Below are 21,066 nucleotides of genomic sequence, written 5' to 3'. Positions count from 1 at the left end.
GCGGCCGCGCACAACGAAAAGGAAGGGACAACAATGAAAACCGACCAGGCGATAACGACCGTGCGCAACGCGCATCCGGTCGACACGGCGGTGCGGGCGCGCGTGATGGCGGAGCTTGCGGAAGTCGAGCGCCGCCACGACGTGAGCGTGCTGTTCGCGTGCGAATCGGGCAGCCGCGGTCGTGAATCACGGCATCGCTCGTTCTCCCAGGTTCGACTACACGAGGGTGCAATACGGATTGCCCCATTCCTGCATGGGAAACATGCACCCTCAGTCGACTTGCGCGACGACGGCAGGTGAAGTCTCGCGGAGGCCGGTGCGAATCACATCGACAAGGCGTTTGATGTCGTCCGCGGTGTTGAACATGGCCAGCGACACGCGGATGCCACCGCGCTCCGGCGAAACCCGCACATCGTTACGTGCAAAATAGCCGGCCCATTTCTCCACCGGCAGATCGAGCACGTAGATGTGATTGCGCTGGCCACGCTCGCGCGGGCCCACAACACTGACGCCGAGCTCATCCAGCCTGGTCAGCAGCGTATCGCCGAGCTCGTTCACGTGCTTCTGAATCTCCAGCACGCCGACGCTCTCGATCAGCTTGATTGCCGCGTCCAGCGCATGCAGATCCGGAAGGTTGACGTTGCCGATTTCGAAACGCAGCGCATCCTTTCGAACGGCCATGTCGTCCGGACGGGCAATGTAGTCCGCCGGCGGGTTCAACATGCTCGACATCGCGAGGTAAGCCGGACGCAGCTCATCGAGGCCGTCTGCCACGTACAGCACCCCCAGACCTTGCGGTACCAGCAGCCCCTTGTGGGTTCCTGCAGCAAGCACCGAAATGTTCAACGCCTTGACGTCGAGCGGAATCACGCCGACCGACTGCATTGCATCGACGACCAGGTAGATGCCGCGTTCCTTGCACAGCTTGCCGATGCTCGCCAGGTCGTGCACCTGGCCGGCGTGGAAGGTCACGTGCGACAGCGTAACGACCTTCGTCCGTTCATCGATGAACGGCTCGAACGTCCTTGCCGTCGCGATCTCGTTATCCTTCAGCGGAGCGAAGCGAACCTCCACGCCCTTGCGCTGCAGGTTCAGCCACGCGTACGCGTTGTTCGGATGATCGCCTTCGATCAGCACGACGTTGTCGCCCGCTTCCAGCGGCACCGCGTTCGCCGCGATGTTCAGGCCTTCCGAGGTGTTCTTCGTGAACGCGATTTCCGATGGCGCCGCATTGAAGAATCGCGCGACGCTCGCGCGCGTTGCTTCGACACGACGCACCCAGACAGGTTTCGGACCGGCCATCTCGCTGCCTTCGGTCAGGAAGGAATACAGCGCGTCACGCACCGGCAGGCACAACGGCGTCTGGTGGGCCGAATCGAGGTAGAGCTGCCGCTTGGTGACAGGAAACTGTTCGCGAACGGATGCAAGCTTTTCGGTGGCAATCATTTTCATTCTCGCTTCAAGGAATATTGGAACGTAGCCTCAACAAAGGCGTTGGGTCGATTTCAGAAGACGGTCGGAAGCACGATCCCCGGCGGGCGCTTCGGTCAAACGTGGGCCGGGCCGCCGTGGTCGTGAATTTCACGCATTGCCGCGGCCTCCCGTTCGCGCTGCGCTTCGCGCTTCGCTTCGAATTTAGCGATGACGGCACATGCGATGCTGTTGCCAACCACGTTCGTCACGGTACGGCCCATGTCGATGAAGGTGTCCGCGGCCAGCAACAGCGCGATGCCGTCTGCCGGGATGCCGAAGAGCGGCAGGGTCGCGGCCACGACAACGATCGATGCGCGCGGAACACCCGCAATACCCTTGCTCGACACCAGCATCACCAGCAGCATGCCGAGTTGCTGCTCGAACGACATGTGGATGCCATAGACCTGCAGAAGGAACACGGAGGCGAACGCCTGATACATCATCGAGCCATCGGCGTTGAATGAGTACGCCAGCGGCAACACGAAAGACGTAATCCGGTTGGAGATGCCGAACTTCTCCAGTTGTTCGAGCATTTTCGGGAAGGTTGCCTCGCTGCTCGAAGTCGAGAACGCGATAAGCATCGGCTCCTTCACGATGCCGAGGAGGCGGAAGACCGTCTTGCCCAGAAACACAAAGCCGATCGCCACCAGACACGCGCAGAGCAGGAGCATCCCCGAGTACACGCCACCGATGAACCTCCCGTAGGTTCCGAGGACGCCCAAACCCTGCACCGTCACAACCGACGCAACTGCGGCGAACACGCCAACCGGCGCGAACCCCATCACAAAACCGGTCACTCGCAACATCACCTTGAATGCACCCTCGATGGCGTGGTTCAAACGCCGGATGGCCGGTTCCTTGTCGCCGTATGCCGAAACGGCAAATCCGAAGAACAGTGCGAACACCAGAATTGCGACTACGTCGTTCTGCGACATCGCATTGAAGATGCTCTGAGGCACGATATGCGCGATGAAGTTCTTCAAACTGAATGCAGCGGTGCTCACCTCGCCGGCAGAACCCGTGTGTGGCGGCGTGACGCCAATGCCGAGTCCCATTTGATTGGACAGCGCGAGCCCGAGGACCAGCGAAAGAATGGACGCCGCAACGAACCAGAGCATCGCGCGAATTCCTACGCGCCCCACGTCTCCCGGGTGTTCGCAATGGCTCATGCCTGCAACGACGCCGGTGAACACCAGCGGGGCAATAATCATCTTGATCAGCCGCAGGAAGATGTCCGTCAGCATCGACAGGTATCCGGCGATCTGCTTGTTGAGCTCGGCGGACCCCGTGGTGCCGTGAATGACTGCACCCATCACCACGCCGGCGACGAGTGCAATCAGAATCCACGTAGAAAGTCGAATGCGCTTCATGGTTGTCTCCTTCCAGGAACTACCAGTCGGACTTATCAAGAGTCCTGATTAATGCAACACTTTTTAATCACGCACGCAGGTGACGCGCGTGATGCTCGAGATGCGAAGCGATGAAGGTCGATATGAAAAAGTAGCTGTGGTCGTATCCGGGCCACCGGCGGAGTCGTAGCTCGACATCGCCTCGAGCGGCCGCCTCGACCAAAAGGTCCGGCCTCAATTGAGATTCGAGGAATTCGTCGGCTTCGCCCTGGTCGACCAGGATTTCCGGACCGCTCCAGCCCCTCTCCGCAATGAGCTGCGTCGCGTCATACTTTTCCCACTGCCCCCGGTCATCACCCAGGTATCCAGTCAACGCCTTCTCGCCCCAAGGACATTGGGCAGGCGCGCAAATCGGCGAAAAGGCTGAAATCGTCCGGAACAGCGACGGATTGCGCAGGCCGATCGTCAATGCACCGTGGCCGCCCATCGAGTGCCCGGAAATACCGAAGCGCTTCGCGTCGACCGGGAATTCCGACGCAACCCGTTCGCGTAGTTCGTCCACGATGTACGAATACATACGGTAGTGCTGCGACCACGGCTCCCGAGTCGCATCGACATAGAAGCCGGCACCTTGGCCGAAGTCATACGCATCATCGTTCGGAACGCCGGCGCCACGAGGGCTCGTGTCCGGGGCGATGACTGCGATACCGAGCGCGCTGGCCGCGCGCTGCGCGCCCGCCTTGGTGATGAAGTTTTGTTCGGTGCAGGTAAGGCCGGAAAGCCAGAACACGGCGGGAACGTGCCGGGTGACGGCTGCCGGCGGCAGATAGACCGCGAAGCGTGCATCGGACTTCAAAGCTTCCGACTTGTATGAATAGACGCGCTGACTGCCGTCAAAGCAGCGACTGCTCGAGATGAGATCAAGACTCATACCGACTCCGCGTGGGCTTGCGCCCGTCCCTTCAGTGCAACTGCTGTTCGGACGTCCATGCAATCCTCTGTAGTAGAAGCGAAACCATCGATCAACCCAGCAACATCACCGTCTTGTTCCAATTTTTGGTTCTCAAAATCCCACTGTCAAGGATTCATCTTTGCAGCATTCGCTGAGTACTTGATGCTGAATTGGCGCCTCTCCTTTACCGTGCAAGCCTAAGCGAGGACTCGCGCTGTTTTGTGCAGCGATCCTCGCTAGGGATAGTCCCTACGACAAACCCCATTTAATGGAACCATGAAGTGCCTTTTTACGGGAAATGGCGAGTACACTATCTCCACCATGCAGGCTGAGCGATTTGTAACTTCACCATGAGAGACATTGCGATGACGCAGACCGATAGCAACCGCATCGAGCACGACCTGCTCGGGGACCGCGAGGTACCCAACAACGCGCTTTATGGCGTTCATACCCTTCGGGCGCTCGAGAATTTCCCGATCAGCGGCATCCCCATCAGCCAATACAGCCGGCTCGTTCGCGCGCTCGCGGAAATCAAGCTGGCAGCCGTGCAGACCAATGCGGAACTGGGCCTCATCGACCCGGAGCGAACGAAGGCGATCGCGTCGGCCTGCACGGAAATCATCGCCGGCAAGCATCACGAGCACTTTGTCGTCGACGTCATCCAAGGGGGCGCCGGCACGTCGAGCAACATGAATGCAAACGAGGTCGTCGCAAACCGAGCCCTCGAGATCCTCGGCGCCGAACGGGGCGACTATCACCGCCTCCATCCCAACGAGCATGTGAACATCGGTCAGAGCACCAACGACGTGTACCCGTCCGCCATCAAGCTCGCGCTGCAGTTCTACATCGACGAACTGCTCGTTGCCATGGCTTACCTCCGCGCAGCTTTCGAGGCAAAAGCCGAGGAATTCGCCGGCGTGCTGAAGATGGGGCGCACGCAGTTGCAGGATGCGGTCCCGATGACGCTCGGGCAGGAATTCAGCACCTACGCCGTCATGCTTCAGGAAGACGAGGCCCGCCTGGCAGAGGCGCGTCTGCTGCTACTCGAAATCAATCTGGGCGCTACTGCGATCGGCACCGGCATTACCGCGCATCCCGACTATGCTGCCGGTGTCTGCCGACACTTGCGGGAGAACACCGGCTACGCTTTCCTCACTGCCGGGAACCTCGTTGAAGCGACTCAGGACTGCGGCGCTTTCGTCCAGGTTTCGGGCGTCCTCAAGCGCATCGCCGTGAAGCTCTCCAAAACATGTAACGACCTGCGCCTGCTTTCGTCGGGCCCGCGCTGCGGCCTGGGAGAAATTCAGCTTCCTCCGATGCAGGCCGGTTCCAGCATCATGCCGGGCAAGGTCAACCCGGTGATCCCGGAAGTCGTGAACCAAATTGCGTTCGAGGTTATCGGCAACGACTTGACCGTCACGATGGCGGCCGAAGCCGGGCAGCTTCAGCTCAACGCCTTCGAACCCATCATTGCGTTCAGCCTCTTCAAGAGCATTCAGCATCTCGCCGCCGGCTGCAAAACGCTGGCCGACCGATGCGTACGCGGCATCGTGGCAAATCATGAGCAATTGCGCGCCAGCGTCGAACGGTCAATCGGTGTGGTGACTGCGCTCAACCCGTACATCGGCTACGCGAATGCGACGAAAATCGCGCGCGAAGCGCTCGAAACCGGAGCCCGAGTCTACGACCTCGTTTTGGCGAGCGGCCTTCTGTCGAAAGCGGACCTCGACCGCATCCTGGACCCGCTGGCGCTCACCGTTCCCGAAAACCAACCCCGTTCATATTTGCTGACGCCTGAAATACCGGTCAGTTGCGAGCCGAGCGAGGGTGCGGTGACGCCTGCTCCGAAGGCCGCTCACTAATTCGCAAAGATGCCTGGGCGCCCTTCGGGGCGCTCTGCCCCCTAAATATTTCGGGTATCCTTGTGCGATCACATCCCGTACATATCGCCTGCCGCAGGCACCTCGGCTTGTCTGCAGAACGCGAAACTACGAAAGTCATGCACAAGGTCGACATCACGATTCCCGACGTACCCGAGCCAGAGGTTTCTCCAACCGAGCGCGCGTTTCACATCATCGAGATGACGGCTCAGCTCGGCCGGGTGACGACTTCGGATATCGTGACCGCGCTGGGCATTCCCAAGACGACCGCACACCGGCTGGTCAGCAATCTCGAAGACTTCGGATTTCTTGAGCACGGGATGGAACGCGGGCGATATCAGGTCGGCCCACGCTTGCTTGAACTCGCGACCAACATCCTGGCAGCATCCACCTCCAACGGGCCGATCCATGCGCTCCTGATGGAACTGTCGCGCCGCACTGCAGAGACCGTCAGTCTGGGCGTGATGCGGGGTTCCGAAGTGGTGTACATCGACAGTGCCATTGGCAATTCGCCGCTCACCCTGAACTTCCAGAAAGGGCATCGAGCGCCCGCGCACTGCACATCCAGCGGTCGGGTTTTTCTCGCAAACATGGAGAAAAAGCAGCTCGACGCCTACATGCTGAGCGGACCCTGGGAGCCCATAACGGCGTACACCATCGTGGACCCCGATCGGCTTCGGCTCGAGATCGAGCAGGTCCGCAAGCAGGGGTATGCGACGAACGACTCCGAGTTCGCAATCGGTGTAGTCGGCGCCGCTGTTCCGATCGCCAGCCCCAACGGTCGCATCATTGCGTGCCTGAGCATTTCGGCGCCGAAGGCACGCAAGTCGCTCGAGGAAATCACGCTTCTCGTGCCGATGATGCAAGCCGCGGCGCTTCGCATCACCAAGATTCTCAGTACGGTCGGCTCGGAAGATGTCGACGACGAGCCTGAAGTCAAGACGCCTCGGCGCAAGCGCTCCTAACGCGCCAACGGCGACCTGAGCAGTCGCCCTTCCAACCTCCTCGAACAGCCTGGCCTCGATCGGTTAGGCCGCCTCTCGCCTCTGCCGGGAAGTGGCCTTCGACCGTGCGTGCCGCATCACGACCGCGCAACCTGCTGTTCCCAAGCCGCGCGACGAGCTGCTCCATCGCGCCCCCTCCCGCGAAAGAACGGTTGGCGGTTCCACGACGACCGCAGAGGGCCAAGCACGGGGGTACCGTTGAATCAGTCGAGATGTATCGCAACAGACTGCGCGCGCTCGTCCTGACCGACGCGAATCACATCATTCGAACCCGAACGTCGTGGTGGCTCAAAGCCTGCAGCGCCTGCCGCACCGGGAAAATACCTATTAAATCTCATTTTATGGAACTTGGTAGTTCCGTTTTTTGGATGTATTCTACCAATCGGAGACGGAAACGCCGGTTCTCGGCGTCGGGCATTCCGGTAAGCGACAGGGGCAGACGTGACGGCCGATCCGGTACCGCCGCAAGCCCTCACTTGTCGAACCTCAAGTCCCCCGGCGCATCGCCTCGACGATTGATGAGGCCGTTTCCCTCGCTTGTTCCCACGTCGCTAGTCGAGTCAGACCATGCTCGACGCGTCATCGCTATTGAGGTCTTTATGAAATCACGAGCCGCAGTCGCATTCGCACCTGGCAAGCCTCTCGAGATCGTCGAGATTGACGTTGAACCGCCCCGCAAAGGAGAGGTGCTCGTCAAGATCACTCACACGGGCGTCTGCCATACCGACGCTTTCACGCTGTCGGGCGACGACCCGGAAGGGCTGTTTCCGGCCGTGCTGGGCCATGAAGGCGCCGGCATCGTCGTCGAGGTAGGTGAAGGGGTGACGAGCGTGAAACCGGGCGACCACGTGATCCCGCTCTATACGGCCGAATGCGGCGAGTGCCTGTTCTGCAAGAGCGGCAAGACCAACCTGTGCGTGTCCGTGCGCGCCACTCAAGGCAAAGGGGTCATGCCCGACGGCACCACGCGCTTCAGCTACAACGGACAACCCATCTATCACTACATGGGATGCTCGACGTTCTCCGAGTACACCGTCGTTGCCGAAGTCTCGCTCGCAAAGATCGACCCGAATGCGAATCCGGAGCAAGTTTGCCTCCTGGGTTGCGGCGTGACCACCGGCCTGGGTGCAGTCAAGAACACGGCGAAGGTGCAGCCTGGGGACAGCGTGGCGGTATTCGGGCTCGGCGGCATTGGCCTCGCCGTCATTCAAGGCGCGAAGCTCGCCGAGGCCGGTCGCATCATCGCGATCGACACCAACCCGGGGAAATTCGAACTGGCACGCGTGTTCGGCGCCACCGACTGCGTGAACCCGAAGGACTTCGACAAACCGATTCAGCAGGTCATCGTCGACATGACCGGCTGGGGCGTCGACCACAGCTTCGAATGCATCGGCAACACCCAGGTGATGCGCGCCGCGCTCGAATGCGCCCATCGCGGCTGGGGACAATCGGTTGTCATCGGCGTGGCCGGCGCCGGGCAGGAAATCTCGACGCGTCCGTTCCAGCTCGTCACCGGCCGACGCTGGCTCGGTACGGCGTTCGGTGGCGTCAAGGGCCGCTCGGAACTGCCGGGCATGGTCGAGGATGCGATGAACGGCAAGATCCAGCTTGCGCCGTTCGTGACGCACACGAAACCGCTCGCCGAGATCAACGAAGCATTCGACCTGATGCACGAAGGGAAGTCGATTCGAACCGTCGTTCACTACTGAACCACCGAAAAGGAGCATGACCATGTCCGTCGCCATTCACCCCACTGTCGATCACGGCATTCAAAAGGGCGCCGATCAGTTCGCGGGCGGCACGCTGCGCTGCCTGTGCACGCAGGATCCAGTCGAGGTTCGGATCGATGCCCAGGTCGCATTCAATCACGCGTGCGGCTGCACGAAGTGCTGGAAGCCGGCCGGTGCGCTGTTTTCCGTCGTGGGTGTCGTGCCGCGCGACAAGGTCACCGTGACCGCGCACGGCGAGAAACTGCACGTCGTGGACGATAAGGCATTGATCCAGCGCCATGCCTGCTCCACCTGCGGCACGCATCTGTTCGGGCGTATCGAAAATGCCGACCATGCGTTCTACGGCCTGGATTTCATCCATACCGAGCTGTCGCAGGATGCCGGCTGGGACGGGCCGGGTTTCGCCGCCTTCGTGTCGTCGATCATCGAAAGCGGCACTCCGCCGTCGTCGATGGCGGACGTGCGCGAAACGCTGCGCAGCAAGGGCCTGGAACCCTATGACTGCCTGAGTCCGGCATTGATGGACGCGCTGGCGACGCACACGGCCAAGGCCAAAGGCACGTACCGGGACGCGTGAGTTCAGTGCCACAGCCGAGCGCGGCAGCAGGTTGTCGCGCACGGTATGCTTCGGGCGCCGGCAACTGTCGGTGCCCGGGCCCGCCCTCTACCGCTGCCCGGTCTGTCGACACGACAGACCGTTACCCCCCCTCGCTCCGTCAACACTGTTCAGCACGACGGAAGACATCGATCCCGAATCAACGATCCGGCAACGGCCTGTCCAACGATCAATGGCCACGCCTGTATCGACGCGCCGATGCGGCAGCCAGCCCGCGCTGACGCATCACGTCACGCGCCGACGATCGAGATCGAGAACCCGTCCCAGCCCTTCTGCCCGACCGTCTGCACGGCGGTCGTCGTGAGGTTCGGAGCGGCCACGAGACGCGCGAACCCGTCGCGCACACCGACCACGTCAGGCTCGCGATTGTCCGGATCGGCCACGCGCCCGCCGCGCACGACGTTGTCGACGACGATCACCGTGCCGGGCCGCGACAGCTTCAGCGCCGCGTCGAGATAGACCGGGTTGTTGTCCTTGTCGGCATCGATGAAGATGAAATCGAACGGCGCTTCGCCCGCGTCGACGAGCCGCGCGAGGCTGTCCTTCGCGCTGCCGACCACCACCGTCACGACTTCCGCGAACCCGGCATGCGCGATGTTCCGCGTCGCGACCTTCGCATGCTCGGGGTTCAGTTCGAGCGTCACGAGCGTGCCGCCCGGCGGCAACGCGCGCGCGAGCCAGATCGTGCTGTAGCCGCCGAGCGTGCCGACCTCGAGAATCCGCCGTGCGCCGCGGATCGTCGCGAGCAGTTGCAGCAGCTTGCCCTGGTTCGGCGCGACGTTGATCGCGGGCAGCCCGGCCGCGTCGCTCGCCGCCAGCGCGGCGTCGAGCGCGTCGTCGGACGGCACGAGCGTCGCGGAGAAATACGCATCCACCTGGTTCCAGTGATCCTGGTTCATCGTGTACCCCTCGTTTGCGGAAAGGGCATTTTATGCGTCGCGCCGCCATAAGCAACAAACCATTCGTTCTAAGGGTAGCCGCGCACGTGCTCCTATAATCGCCCGACCACCACAACAACAGACGGAGCACCCATGACCGATCAGGCCGCATCGAACTGGCGCCTCGAAACCATCGCCGTGCACGGCGGATATCGTCCCGACCCGACCACGCGCGCGGTCGCCGTACCGATCTACCAGACCGTTGCGTACGCATTCGACGACACGCAGCACGGCGCCGACCTGTTCGACCTGAAGGTCCAGGGCAACATCTACACGCGGATCATGAACCCGACGACGGACGTGCTCGAGCAGCGGATCGCCGCGCTCGAGGGCGGCATCGGCGCGCTGGCACTTGCATCGGGGCAATCCGCGGTCACGTACGCGATCCAGACGATCGCCGAAGCCGGCGACAACATCGTGTCTGCGAGTTCGCTGTATGGCGGCACCTACAACCTGTTCGCGCATACGCTGCCGCAATACGGGATCACGACGCGCTTCGCCGATCCGCGCGACCCCGCATCGTTCGAGCCGCTGATCGACGCGCGCACGAAGGCGATCTTCGCGGAATCGGTCGGCAACCCGCTCGGCAACGTCACCGACATCGCCGCGCTCGCGGAAGTCGCGCATCGCCACGGGATCCCGCTGATCGTCGACAACACGGTGCCGTCGCCGTACCTGCTGCGCCCGTTCGAGCACGGCGCGGACATCGTCGTGCATTCGCTGACGAAGTATCTCGGCGGCCACGGCACGAGCCTCGGCGGTGCGATCGTCGATTCGGGCAAGTTCCCGTGGGCCGAGCACGCGGACCGCTTCAAGCGGCTGAACGAGCCCGACGTCAGCTATCACGGCGTCGTCTACACGGAAGCGTTCGGGCCGGCCGCCTATATCGGCCGGGCGCGCGTGGTACCGCTGCGCAACATGGGCGCGGCCATCTCGCCGTTCAATGCCTTCCAGATCCTGCAGGGCATCGAAACGCTGGCGCTGCGCGTCGAGCGGATCAGCGACAACGCGCTGAAGATCGCGCAGCACCTCGCGCGTCACGAGCACGTCGAGTGGGTGAACTATGCCGGCCTGCCCGATCACCCGGACCATCCGCTCGTCGCGCGCTACCTGTCGGGCCGCGCGCCGGGCATCCTGACGTTCGGCGTGAAGGGCGGACGTGACGGCGGTGCGAAGTTCCAGGACGCACTGAAGCTGTTCACGCGGCTCGTCAACATCGGCGACACGAAATCGCTCGCGACGCACCCGGCATCGACGACGCACCGGCAACTGTCGCCGGCCGAACTCGCGAAGGCCGGCGTGAAGGAAGAAACGGTGCGGCTGTCGATCGGCATCGAGCATATCGACGACCTGCTCGCCGATCTCGACCAGGCGCTCGCGCACCTGTGACGGAAACGGGCGCGCCGGCTTGCTGGTGCGCCCCGCCTCGAATGGGTTGACCTTGAAGCGGCTTCAAGGTGTTCAATCCCCGGTTGATGCCGGGGCAACGCCCGGCGTGTACGAACGTACAATGCAGCGGGCGGCACGATGCCGAGCCCGCCGCGGTACGCCAACCGTCCGAGAGGCCTCATGACACCGACCGCGAAGCTTGCGCTGCTCACGTTACCGCCCGTGCTGGCGGCCTGCTTCGGTGCCCTCGCGGCCGCCTGGCGCGCACCCGGCCCGAAAACGTCCAGCGTCATCCAGCATTTCACCGGCGGCATCGTGTTCGCGGCCGCCGCGCTCGAGCTGCTGCCGCAGGACCGCGCGCATGCGCTGTTTCCGGTCGTCGTCGGCTTCGTGCTCGGCATCGCGCTGATGCTCGCGATCCGCGCGCTGTCGGGCGCGATCGAGACGCGCTTCGAAGAAGCGCGGCTGCCCATGAGCCTCATCATCGTCACCGCGATCGATCTCGTCATCGACGGCCTCGTGCTCGGCATCGCGTTCTCGGCAAGCGACGAAAGCGGCATCATCCTGACCGTCGCGCTGACGCTCGAAGTGCTGTTCCTCGCGCTGTCGGTCAGCGCGGCGCTCGCGGCCGCCGGCATCGGCCGCCTGCTGTCGATCGTCGTACCGGTCGGGCTCGCGGCACTGCTGAGCCTCGCGGCCGTGGCCGGCAATGCGGCGTTCGCCGGACTTCCGCCCACTCTCTACGCGGCGCTGCTCGGGCTGGGCACCGTCGCGCTGCTGTACCTCGTCACCGAAGAATTGCTGGTCGAAGCGCACGAGGTCCCTGAAACGCCATTCGCGACGGCCGCATTCTTCATCGGCTTCATCGTGTTCTTCCTGCTCGAAGGATCGGTGAAGGCCGGATAAGCCGGGCGCCGCCGCGCACCGGCTACCACGTGGTCGCGCCCGTCGGATACGTATCGACGATGCGCGTGCCGTTCACAGGCGTCACGCCCTCGTTGCGCAGCGCGGCCCACAGATCGATCGCATGTTCGCGCGACTTGCGGCTGCCGTCGTCGGTCAGCACGTTCAGCACGATCACTTCATCGCCTGTCGACAGTTGCAGCTGCTCCTTCAGCTTGCGCGACTGATGCGACGCGGTGCGGACGTCACCAAGCAGGATCCGCTTCTGCGCGGCAGTCGATCCGCCGCCCACATCGGCCGGCACGAACGTCAGCCGGCCGTTGTCGACTTCGCATTGCCCGCGCGTGAACGTCGCGCTCCACTCGCCGGCCGGCACGGCCGCGAACTCGCAGCGCATCCGCTCGTTCGCGCGCCGGCCGACGTCATGGGCCGACGCGTGCGACAACGCACGCTCCGGCCAGCCGGCCGCCATCGCGGCCGTCGACACCAGGCACGCCGCGAGCACGATTCCTTTCGCGAAATTGCGCATGGCACTCTCCTCTTCGTGTGGGGTGCGGCCGGCAGGCACCGCGCCGGTCGGCCGCGAAAGAACGATCAACGCACCGCAAAGCGGTTGTCGTGCGCATCGACCAGCGGCGCCGCCTCGCCGCGATGCACCGTCGCGCGATGGATTTCCTGGTTGCGCGCGACGGTGGCCGGGCTCGCCGGGTAGTCGTGATTCGGGCTCGGGATCACGCCGTCGTGCCGCGCCCGCACCAGCTCCTGACGGACTTCCTGCCGGGTCTTCTGCTGCGCGGCCACGGCCTGCGAAAAGGCCGCCATCGACAGTGCGGCAGCGGCGATGACGATCATCGGTCGCGGAATGTTCATGTTGTTCGCTCCTTGCTGGAAATCCGTGACAGGAGCGTTTACTTTGAGCCGACAGCGGTGCGGAATCGTGATCGCAGCATGACGGTTTCGTCACCGCTTCGACATGCACTGCATCGCACTGCGAATGAAAAATCGCCACGCGTTTCTGCGCTCATGACGCGGCGATGACATTTTTCTCATTTGTCCCTCACCTTCACGATCCGAACGCTTTCCAGAATCGGCAGCGCCATTGCGACATTCCGCGCCCGCCGGCACGACGCGCGGCGCCGAATCGACCGATGCACGAAACGATCATCTTGAACCTCAGGGGCACACCATGAAAACTCCCGTTCGGCTCGCCGTGATGTCGGGTGCACTGCTCGCGACCGCTCACTCGGCACATGCGTCGGAAGTCACGTTATACGGCCTGTTCGATACATCGCTGACGTACGTCTGGAACGCCAACGCGGACGGCAGGAACCTCGTCGGCCTCGGCAACGGCAACCTGCTCGGCAACCGCTTCGGCGTGAAGGGCGCGGAAGACCTGGGCGGCGGATTGAAAGCGATCTTCACGCTGGAAAACGGCTTCAATCCGAACACCGGCGCGCTTGGGCAGGGCAACCGGATGTTCGGCCGGCAGGCATTCGTCGGCCTCGAAAGCGCGCGCTGGGGCACGCTGACGCTCGGCCGCCAATACGACGCGCTCGCGGATGTCGCGTGGCCGGTCACTGGCGACTTCTACTTCGGCAGCGTCTATGCGACACCCGGCGACGTCGACAACTACGACACGTCGTCGCGCACCGACAACGCGGTGAAGTACACGTCGCCCGTGATCAACGGACTCCAGTTCGTCGGTATGTATGCGCTCGGCGGCGTGGCAGGCAAGAGCGGCGCCGGGCAAACCTGGTCGGCCGGCCTGTCGTACAGCAACGGCCCGGTCGACGTGGCGGGCGGCTACTACTACGCAGCCAATCGCTCGTCGCTCGCCAACGGCATCCGCACCGGCTGGAACGGCACCTCCGACGGCACGTTCGACGGGTCGCTGGTCAATGGCGGCTACATCTCGGCAAAATCGATCGGCATCGCGCGCGGCGCGCTGCGCTACAACTTCGCACCATTCGCGATCGGCATCGACTACAGCAACGCGCTGTACAAGGCCGATGCGATGTCCGCATTTCGCAGCACGCAGAAGTACGACACCGCGCGCGGTTTCTTCAACTATCAGGCGACGCCCAGCCTGCTCATCGGCGTCGGCTACAGCTACACGCGTGCCGGCGGCGATACGAGCGCGACCTACCATCAAGTGTCCGCCGGTGCCGACTACGTGCTGTCGAAGCGCACCGATCTCTACGCGGTCGGTGCGTGGCAACGCGCGAATGGCGAACAGCGCACACTCGACGGCGGCACGCAAACGGCACAGGCGTCGATCGGCTCCTATGGCTATGGCGGCACGCGCACGCAGGGCATCGTCAATCTCGGGTTGCGCCACCGGTTCTGATCGCGGCGGCCCTACGCGCGTCGCATGACGAAAATTTCATGTTCCGATCAGGTTCGCGAAGCGTCGTATCGCTACGATCGGAAACGTGACGGGCAGCGCCCGTTCCAGACCACGCAAGCGGGTCGCTGCCGCACGGCACGTCACGCGTTAGGCCCGGACACGTCGAGTGCCGGGCTTCTTTTTTTGGTTGCGCGCCAATGATCAGGGCGTTGAATTGCGCTGTGGAAACAGGCAGTTGTGCGTTTTCACGTACAGGTTCGGATTGCCGCAGCGATGCCCGGCATAGTCGATCTGCTCGCCGGGCATGAGGTCGGCCGGCACCGGATTTTTCGCGGCGGCCGGTGCCGCCAGCTCGGTTGGCGTTGTGCCGGAACGTGTCGATGCGCAGCCTGCGAACAACGGGACGATCAGGACTGCGATCAAGGTTAGGCGAATGGCGGGACGATGCACTTTTCAAGTCCGGTGTGAAAGTCAGAACAGAGCCGCCCGCTTTCCATACAGCTGTCGCGAACGGCGCGAATGCCGCCGGCCACGTCGACCCTCGGCAGTCTTCATGTTCCGCTTCCCGCTCATCGCGCTCATGACGCGAACATGACGATTACGTCACGTCGGTCGCGCCCGAACGGCGCCTCTCCTCATCACGCAATCTGACGCATTTTTCATCTCGCGATCACGATCACGCACGGCTGCTTTCGCATACTGGGTCCATGGTTCGCCACCCGGCGGCCCTGATCAAGGAGAGCACTCGATGAAAACGGCAAAACTCGCAGCACTGTTCGTCACCGCCACGCTGTCGCTCGGCATGGCCACGCAGGGCGCATTCGCGCAGACGCAAACGCAAGGCAAGACCCGTGCGCAGGTCGTCAATGAACTGAAGCAGGCGCAGCACGACGGCGTCGTGCCGGTGAGCAAGACGCAGTACCCGCCGACCGGCGAGCTCGTCGCGCGCAACAAGGAGCTTCACGGGATTTCGGTGCATGGCGGCGAGAAGAAGCCGCAGACCGACAACCACGACAACCTGACCGCGCAGAAATGACGCTCGGTCATGCGACCGCGGGCAGCGCGCCGCGCGCGGCCGCCTTCCGGCGGACGCACGGGCGGGCCCGCCGGCGGTGTCAGGTATGGATGGCCGCCGGCCGTTTCAGCTCGGCCGGCCGTCGCGGAAAGCGCAGCCAGAACGTCGTGCGGCGGCCCGGGTCGCTGTCGACGCCGCATTCGCCGCCGTGGTTGTCCATGATCGACCGGACGATCGCGAGGCCGAGTCCCGTCCCCGACGCCGAGTTGTGCCGCGACGGATCGACGCGATAGAAGCGCTCGAAGATCTTTCCGACATGCCGGGCCTCGATACCGGGCCCCGTATCCGACACGGCAATCGTCGTCGCACCACCCTGCTCCACGCAATCGATCGTCACGACGCTGCCGCGCGGCGCGTACCTCAGCGCGTTGGACAGCAGGTTGCTCAGCGCACGCTGGTACAGCGTCAGATCCGCATCGACCCACGCATGGCCGTCGACCTTCACCGTCACGCCGGCATCCTCCGCCAGCGGCTCGTAGTAGCCGGCGACGCGCCCCGCCTCTTCCGACGCATCCAGGCGCCGCACACTGATCGACGTGCCGGCCTGTTCCGAACGCGCGAGAAACAGCATGTCCTCGATCATCCGGGACAACCGCTGGTATTCGTCGATGCTCGACTCGATCACGTTTCGGTATTCATCCGCGCTGCGCGGCTGCGACAGCACGACCTGCGCGGCCGCCTGCAGGTTCGTGAGCGGCGTGCGCATGTCGTGCGCGAGATTCGACGAAAACTGGCTCAGCCGCGTGAACGATTCGTTCAACCGCTCGAGCATGCCGTTGAACGCGTGCTCGAGTTCCTTCAATTCGCCGGCCGTATCGAGTTCCGGCAGCGGATGGGCGAGCCGGCTCGTCGACATCTGCTCGGCACGCGCCGCGAATCGCCGCAGCGGGCTCAGCCCGAGCGCCGCAATGCCATACGCAATCGCGGCCGCGAGCACGACACCGAACACCTCGATCACGACGATCGTATAGGCGTGCGTGCGTAGCAGCAGCACGTCCGCGCTGCGGTCGTACTGCACCACGACGCGCACCACGGGCGCGCCGGCACCGGCAAGCGACACGGCCGTCACGAGATACTGCTGCCGCGCGCCGGGCGGCGCGACGCCAACCGGCACGCGCGCTGCATCCAGCGACATCAGCGGCGCCACCGGACGAAAACCGGGCGTGCCGATCAGGCGCGTACCCGTGGCATCGAAGATCGCCAGATCCATGTTCGGATGGCCATGCAACTGGTCGATCCAGATGTCGGTATTGCGCGCGACTTCGGCCGTCGAACGTGCTTCGGCCAGGTGCGCGCCCAACGCGGCGGAAATGCCGGCCATCTGCTCGGCCGCCGTCGCTTCGACGCGGTTGCTCAGCGCCTCGTACAGCGCAACGCCGCTCGACGCGAGAATCACCGACGTCGACAGGATGATCAGCGCGGTCAGGCGTCCGCGCAGCGTGCGCGGCAGCAGGCGCGCGATCATGCCGCGCTGCCGCCGCGCGCCTCGAGCACGTAGCCCATTCCGCGCACCGTGTGGATCAGCTTCGGGTCGTACGCGTCGTCGATCTTCGAGCGCAAGCGCCGGATCGCCGAATCGACGACGTTCGTGTCGCTGTTGAAGTTCATGTCCCAGACCTGCGACGCGATCGTCGCGCGCGGCAGGATCTCGCCCTCGCGTCGCATCAGCAGCCACAGCAATGCGAATTCCTTCGCGGTCAGCAGGATCGTGTCGCCCTGCCGCGTGGCCTTGCGGCGCGTCAGGTCGAGTTCGAGATCGGCCACGCGCAGCGTGTTCGAATCGCGCGGCTGGCCGCGCCGCAGGATCGACTTGATGCGCGCGGTCAGCTCGACGAAATCGAACGGCTTCGCGAGATAGTCGTCGGCGCCGAGCTCGAGCCCCTTCACGCGATCGCCGACGTCGTCGCGCGCGGTCAGGAACAGCACGGGCGTCGACTTGCTGCGCCGCAGGTTCTGCAGCAGCGTCCAGCCGTCCTGCCCGGGCAGCATCACGTCGAGCACGAGCAGGTCGTATTCCTCGGTCTCGGCCTGGTGCTGGCCCGTGATGCCGTCCTCGACCCAGTCGACGACATAGCCGGCTTCCGTCAGCCCCTTGCGCAGGTATGCGCCCGTCTTCGGTTCATCTTCGACAATCAGAATTCGCATCACGCATTACCCTTGAAGAAACCCAGCCGGCGCAGCACGCCCGAGCCGAAGCCGCCGCGCAACGCCGCACGCCACGACACCGCATGGCTGACACGGTACAGCACGGGCAGCACCAGCAGCGTCAGCGCCGTGGACGACAGGATACCGCCGATCACGACCGTCGCGAGCGGGCGCTGCACCTCGGCGCCGGTGCCGGTCGCGAACGCCATCGGCAGGAAGCCGAGCGACGCGACGAGCGCGGTCATCAGCACCGGCCGCAGCCGCGTGAGCGCGCCGTCGTGCACCGCGGCCTCGAGCGGCATCCCTTCGTCGCGCAGGTTGCGGATGAACGAGATCATCACGAGCCCGTTGAGCACGGCCACGCCGGACAGCGCGATGAAGCCGACCGCCGCCGTGATCGACAGCGGAATCCCGCGCAGCCACAGCGACACGACGCCACCGCTCAGCGCGAACGGAATGCCGGTGAACACGAGCAGCCCGTCCTTCACGTTGTTGAACATCACGAAGAGCAGCACGAACACCATGAACAGCGCGAGCGGCACGACGAGCTTCAGGCGCTCGCTCGCGCTCTGCAGCTGCTCGAACTGCCCGCCCCACGACACCCAGTAGCCGGCCGGCACGCGCACGTCCTGCTGCAGCTGCTCGCGTGCGTCGGCGACGAACGAGCCAACGTCGCGGCCGCGCACGTTCGCGCTGACGACCACCCGCCGCTTGCCGTCCTCGCGGCTGATCTGGTTCGGGCCCGGCGTGACGTCGATCGTCGCGAGCTCGGCGAGCGGCACGTACGGCGCCGCCGCGAGCGGCGCGCTGGCGCCGGCCGCCGGTGCGGGCAGCGCGATCGGCAGCCGCTTGATCGCCTCGATGTCCGAGCGCAGCTCGTCGGGCAGCCGCACGACGATGTCGAAGCGGCGGTCGCCCTGGAACAGCGTGCCGGCCTTCTGCCCGCCGACGGCCGCGGCCACCGAGTCCTGCAGGTCGGCGACGCTCACGCCGTAGCGCGCGAGCTTGTCGCGGTCGAGGTTGACGGTCAGCACGGGCAGGCCGGTGGTCTGCTCGACTTTCACTTCGGACGCGCCCGGTACCTTCTGCAGCGCGGCCGCGATCTGCTCGCCGGTCTGGTTCAGCACGGCCATGTCGTCGCCGAAGATCTTCACGGCGACGTCGCTGCGCACGCCGGAAATCAGTTCGTTGAAGCGCAGCTGGATCGGCTGCGAGAATTCGTAGGCGTTGCCCGGCAGCTCGGCGAGCGCTTCCTCGATCTCGCGCACGAGCTGGTCGCGCGGCTTCTTCGGGTCGGGCCACTTCTCGGCCGGCTTCAGCATGATGTAGCCGTCCGACAGGTTCGGCGGCATCGGGTCGGCCGCGATCTCGGCCGTGCCGGTGCGCGCGAACACGCGCTCGATCTCGGGAAAGCGCGCCTTCAGCGTCTTCTCGATCGACTTCTGCATCTCGACCGACTGCGACAGGCTCGTCCCGGGGATCCGCAACGCGGACACGGCCAGGTCGCCTTCGTTGAGGCTCGGGATGAACTCGCTGCCGAGCCGCGTGGCGAGCCCGAGCGTGACCAGCACGATCGCGCCCGCGCCGATCATCACGCGCGCCGGGCGCGTCATGAACGCGGCGAGCACCGGTTCGTACGCGCGCCGCGCCCAGCCCATCAGCCGGTTCTCCTTCTCCTCGACGCGCTCGCCGATGAACAGCGCGACGGCCGCCGGAATGAACGTGACGGTCAGCACCATCGCGGCCGCGAGCGCCATCACGACGGTAATGGCCATCGGATGGAACATCTTGCCTTCCACGCCGGTCAGCGCAAAGATCGGCAGGTACACGACCATGATGATCAGTTGCCCGAAGATCAGCGCGCGGCGTGCCTCCTGCGACGCGCCGAACACCTCCGCGAAACGCTCGTCGCGCGTGAGCGGCCGGCCGGCGGCGGCCTGCGCATGCGCGAGCCGCCTCACGCAGTTCTCGACGATCACCACCGCGCCGTCGACGATGATCCCGAAGTCGAGCGCGCCGAGGCTCATCAGGTTCGCGCTCACCTTCGCGTTCACCATCCCGGTGAAGGTCATCAGCATCGACAGCGGGATCACGAGCGCGGTGATCAGCGCCGCGCGCATGTTGCCGAGGAACAGGAACAGCACGGCGATCACGAGGATCGCGCCTTCGAGCAGGTTCTTCTTCACCGTCGCGACGGCCTTCTCGACGAGCACGGTGCGGTCGTACACGGGAATCGCCTTCACGCCTGAAGGCAGCGTGCGGTTCACGTCGTCCATCTTCGCGGCGACGGCCTTCGCGACCGTGCGGCTGTTCTCGCCCATCAGCATGAAGACCGTGCCGAGCACGACCTCCTCGCCGTCCGAGGTCGCCGCGCCGGTGCGCAGCTCGCGGCCGATGTCGACCAGCCCGACGTCCTTCATCCGAACCGGCACGCCGCCGACGTTGGTCAGCACGATGTTGGCAATGTCGTCGACGGTGCGCGCCTGGCCCGGCACGCGCACCAGATACTGCTCGCCGCGTTTCTCGATGTAGCCGGCGCCGACGTTGTCGTTGTTGCGCTCCAGCGCGCGCACGACGTCGGCGAGCGTCAGCCCGTACGACATCAGCTTTGCCGGGTTCGGCGCGACGCGGTATTCCTTCACGTAGCCGCCGATCGAGTTCACCTCGGTCACGCCGCGCACGTTCCGGAGCTGCGGTCTGACGACCCAGTCCTGCAGTTCGCGCAGGTCGGCCGCCGTGTAGCGCGTGCCGTCGGGCTTGCGCGCGTTGGCGTCGGCTTCGACGGTCCACAGGTAGATCTCGCCGAGGCCCGTCGAGGTCGGCCCCATCGCGGGCGCGATGCCGGCGGGCAGCTTGTCCTTCGCTTCCTGGATGCGCTCGTTGACGAGTTGTCGCGCGAAGTAGATGTCGGTGCCGTCCTTGAAGATCACGGTGACCTGCGACAGCCCGTAGCGCGAGATCGAGCGCGTCTGCTCGAGGCCCGGCAGGCCGGCCATCACCGTCTCGACCGGATAGGTGATGCGCTGCTCGGCCTCGAGCGGCGAATAGCCGGGCGCGGACGTGTTGATCTGGACCTGCACGTTGGTGATGTCGGGCACCGCGTCGATCGGCAGCTTCTGGTAGCTGAACACGCCCAGCGCGGCCACGGCCGCGATCGCCAGCATCACGAGCCAGCGATGCGCAATCGCAAAGCGGATCAGGCGCTCAAACATGACGGGATTCCTTGAAACGGGGCACGGTCACCCTCGACGGACGGGCCGCCCGG

At 64.4% G+C, this 21,066-nt stretch carries 18 protein-coding genes and 1 pseudogene; 9 read left to right on the top strand and 10 right to left on the bottom strand.

What is annotated here, in order from left to right; genetic code table 11:
- Window positions 1-33: 33 nt before the first annotated feature.
- Window positions 34-180 (top strand): annotated as a pseudogene (locus tag BDI24065_RS30740) (DNA polymerase beta superfamily protein); the annotation flags it as partial.
- Between the two features lie 90 nt (window positions 181-270).
- Here the strand turns inward: BDI24065_RS30740 and BDI24065_RS30735 are convergent.
- From BDI24065_RS30735 to fghA, 3 genes are all read right to left on the bottom strand, one after another.
- A complete protein-coding gene (locus BDI24065_RS30735) occupies window positions 271-1,446 on the bottom strand; it encodes an aminotransferase class V-fold PLP-dependent enzyme (protein ID WP_175034395.1) in 1,176 nt (391 codons plus the stop codon).
- 101 nt (window positions 1,447-1,547) lie between these two features.
- The gene (locus BDI24065_RS30730) at window positions 1,548-2,843 is read right to left on the bottom strand and encodes a dicarboxylate/amino acid:cation symporter (RefSeq protein ID WP_175034394.1); all 1,296 of its coding nucleotides are present in this window, start codon (window positions 2,841-2,843) and stop codon (window positions 1,548-1,550) included.
- Window positions 2,844-2,910: 67 nt separating this feature from the next.
- Window positions 2,911-3,753 (bottom strand): S-formylglutathione hydrolase, encoded by an 843-nt coding sequence (gene fghA, locus BDI24065_RS30725; protein WP_175034393.1) that lies wholly within the window; start codon window positions 3,751-3,753, stop codon window positions 2,911-2,913.
- Window positions 3,754-4,139: 386 nt separating this feature from the next.
- Here fghA and BDI24065_RS30720 point away from each other — a divergent pair, with 386 nt between their 5' ends.
- The 4 genes from BDI24065_RS30720 (at window position 4,140) to gfa (ending at window position 8,965) form a co-directional block, all read left to right on the top strand.
- On the top strand, window positions 4,140-5,636 hold the full coding sequence (locus BDI24065_RS30720) for an aspartate ammonia-lyase (protein ID WP_175034392.1): 1,497 nt from the start codon (window positions 4,140-4,142) through the stop codon (window positions 5,634-5,636).
- Window positions 5,637-5,773: 137 nt separating this feature from the next.
- The gene (locus BDI24065_RS30715; protein ID WP_175034391.1) at window positions 5,774-6,619 is read left to right on the top strand and encodes an IclR family transcriptional regulator; all 846 of its coding nucleotides are present in this window, start codon (window positions 5,774-5,776) and stop codon (window positions 6,617-6,619) included.
- Between the two features lie 638 nt (window positions 6,620-7,257).
- Entirely contained in the window at window positions 7,258-8,367 is a 1,110-nt protein-coding gene (locus BDI24065_RS30710) for an S-(hydroxymethyl)glutathione dehydrogenase/class III alcohol dehydrogenase (protein WP_175034426.1), read from the top strand.
- Window positions 8,368-8,389: 22 nt separating this feature from the next.
- Window positions 8,390-8,965 carry an S-(hydroxymethyl)glutathione synthase gene (gene gfa, locus BDI24065_RS30705; protein ID WP_175034390.1) on the top strand — a complete coding sequence of 192 codons (576 nt, stop codon included), beginning with the start codon at window positions 8,390-8,392 and terminating at the stop codon, window positions 8,963-8,965.
- A gap of 269 nt (window positions 8,966-9,234) precedes the next feature.
- Here the strand turns inward: gfa and BDI24065_RS30700 are convergent, their stop codons facing one another.
- A complete protein-coding gene (locus tag BDI24065_RS30700; protein ID WP_175034389.1) occupies window positions 9,235-9,903 on the bottom strand; it encodes an O-methyltransferase in 669 nt (222 codons plus the stop codon).
- 132 nt (window positions 9,904-10,035) lie between these two features.
- Between BDI24065_RS30700 and BDI24065_RS30695 the strand changes: the two genes are divergently transcribed.
- Entirely contained in the window at window positions 10,036-11,331 is a 1,296-nt protein-coding gene (locus tag BDI24065_RS30695; protein WP_175034388.1) for an O-acetylhomoserine aminocarboxypropyltransferase/cysteine synthase family protein, read from the top strand.
- A 180-nt stretch (window positions 11,332-11,511) separates the two neighbouring features.
- Window positions 11,512-12,237 carry a ZIP family metal transporter gene (locus BDI24065_RS30690; RefSeq protein ID WP_175034387.1) on the top strand — a complete coding sequence of 242 codons (726 nt, stop codon included), beginning with the start codon at window positions 11,512-11,514 and terminating at the stop codon, window positions 12,235-12,237.
- A 22-nt stretch (window positions 12,238-12,259) separates the two neighbouring features.
- On the opposite strand, the gene BDI24065_RS30685 is transcribed toward BDI24065_RS30690, so the two are convergent.
- Window positions 12,260-12,763, bottom strand: a complete 504-nt coding sequence (locus BDI24065_RS30685) for a hypothetical protein (protein ID WP_175034386.1) — start codon at window positions 12,761-12,763, stop codon at window positions 12,260-12,262.
- 65 nt (window positions 12,764-12,828) lie between these two features.
- Complete coding sequence (locus BDI24065_RS30680) at window positions 12,829-13,104, bottom strand: DUF4148 domain-containing protein (protein ID WP_175034385.1); 276 nt, start codon at window positions 13,102-13,104, stop codon at window positions 12,829-12,831.
- 316 nt (window positions 13,105-13,420) lie between these two features.
- Here BDI24065_RS30680 and BDI24065_RS30675 point away from each other — a divergent pair, with 316 nt between their 5' ends.
- On the top strand, window positions 13,421-14,581 hold the full coding sequence (locus BDI24065_RS30675; protein ID WP_175034384.1) for a porin: 1,161 nt from the start codon (window positions 13,421-13,423) through the stop codon (window positions 14,579-14,581).
- A 201-nt stretch (window positions 14,582-14,782) separates the two neighbouring features.
- Here BDI24065_RS30675 and BDI24065_RS30670 read toward each other — a convergent pair whose 3' ends face one another.
- A complete protein-coding gene (locus BDI24065_RS30670; protein WP_175034383.1) occupies window positions 14,783-15,004 on the bottom strand; it encodes a hypothetical protein in 222 nt (73 codons plus the stop codon).
- Window positions 15,005-15,329: 325 nt separating this feature from the next.
- On the opposite strand from BDI24065_RS30670, the gene BDI24065_RS30665 reads away from it, so the two are divergent.
- Window positions 15,330-15,617, top strand: a complete 288-nt coding sequence (locus BDI24065_RS30665; protein WP_175034382.1) for a DUF4148 domain-containing protein — start codon at window positions 15,330-15,332, stop codon at window positions 15,615-15,617.
- A 79-nt stretch (window positions 15,618-15,696) separates the two neighbouring features.
- On the opposite strand, the gene BDI24065_RS30660 is transcribed toward BDI24065_RS30665, so the two are convergent.
- Genes BDI24065_RS30660 through BDI24065_RS30650 form a run of 3 tightly spaced genes read right to left on the bottom strand, consistent with a single transcriptional unit; the run spans window position 15,697 to window position 21,013 of the window.
- Window positions 15,697-17,121 carry a heavy metal sensor histidine kinase gene (locus tag BDI24065_RS30660; protein WP_175034381.1) on the bottom strand — a complete coding sequence of 475 codons (1,425 nt, stop codon included), beginning with the start codon at window positions 17,119-17,121 and terminating at the stop codon, window positions 15,697-15,699.
- A complete protein-coding gene (gene irlR, locus BDI24065_RS30655; protein ID WP_039349341.1) occupies window positions 17,118-17,801 on the bottom strand; it encodes a heavy metal response regulator transcription factor IrlR in 684 nt (227 codons plus the stop codon). Before irlR ends, BDI24065_RS30660 begins: the two co-directional genes overlap by 4 nt.
- Entirely contained in the window at window positions 17,801-21,013 is a 3,213-nt protein-coding gene (locus BDI24065_RS30650) for an efflux RND transporter permease subunit (RefSeq protein ID WP_175034380.1), read from the bottom strand. The genes irlR and BDI24065_RS30650 overlap by 1 nt, the downstream gene beginning before the upstream one ends.
- Window positions 21,014-21,066: the final 53 nt, after the last annotated feature.

Source organism: Burkholderia lata (assembly GCF_902499025.1).
GTDB lineage: Bacteria > Pseudomonadota > Gammaproteobacteria > Burkholderiales > Burkholderiaceae > Burkholderia > Burkholderia lata_C.
The sequence above is the reverse complement of the archived record's forward strand: the minus strand, read 5'-3'. Positions and strand labels throughout refer to the sequence as shown.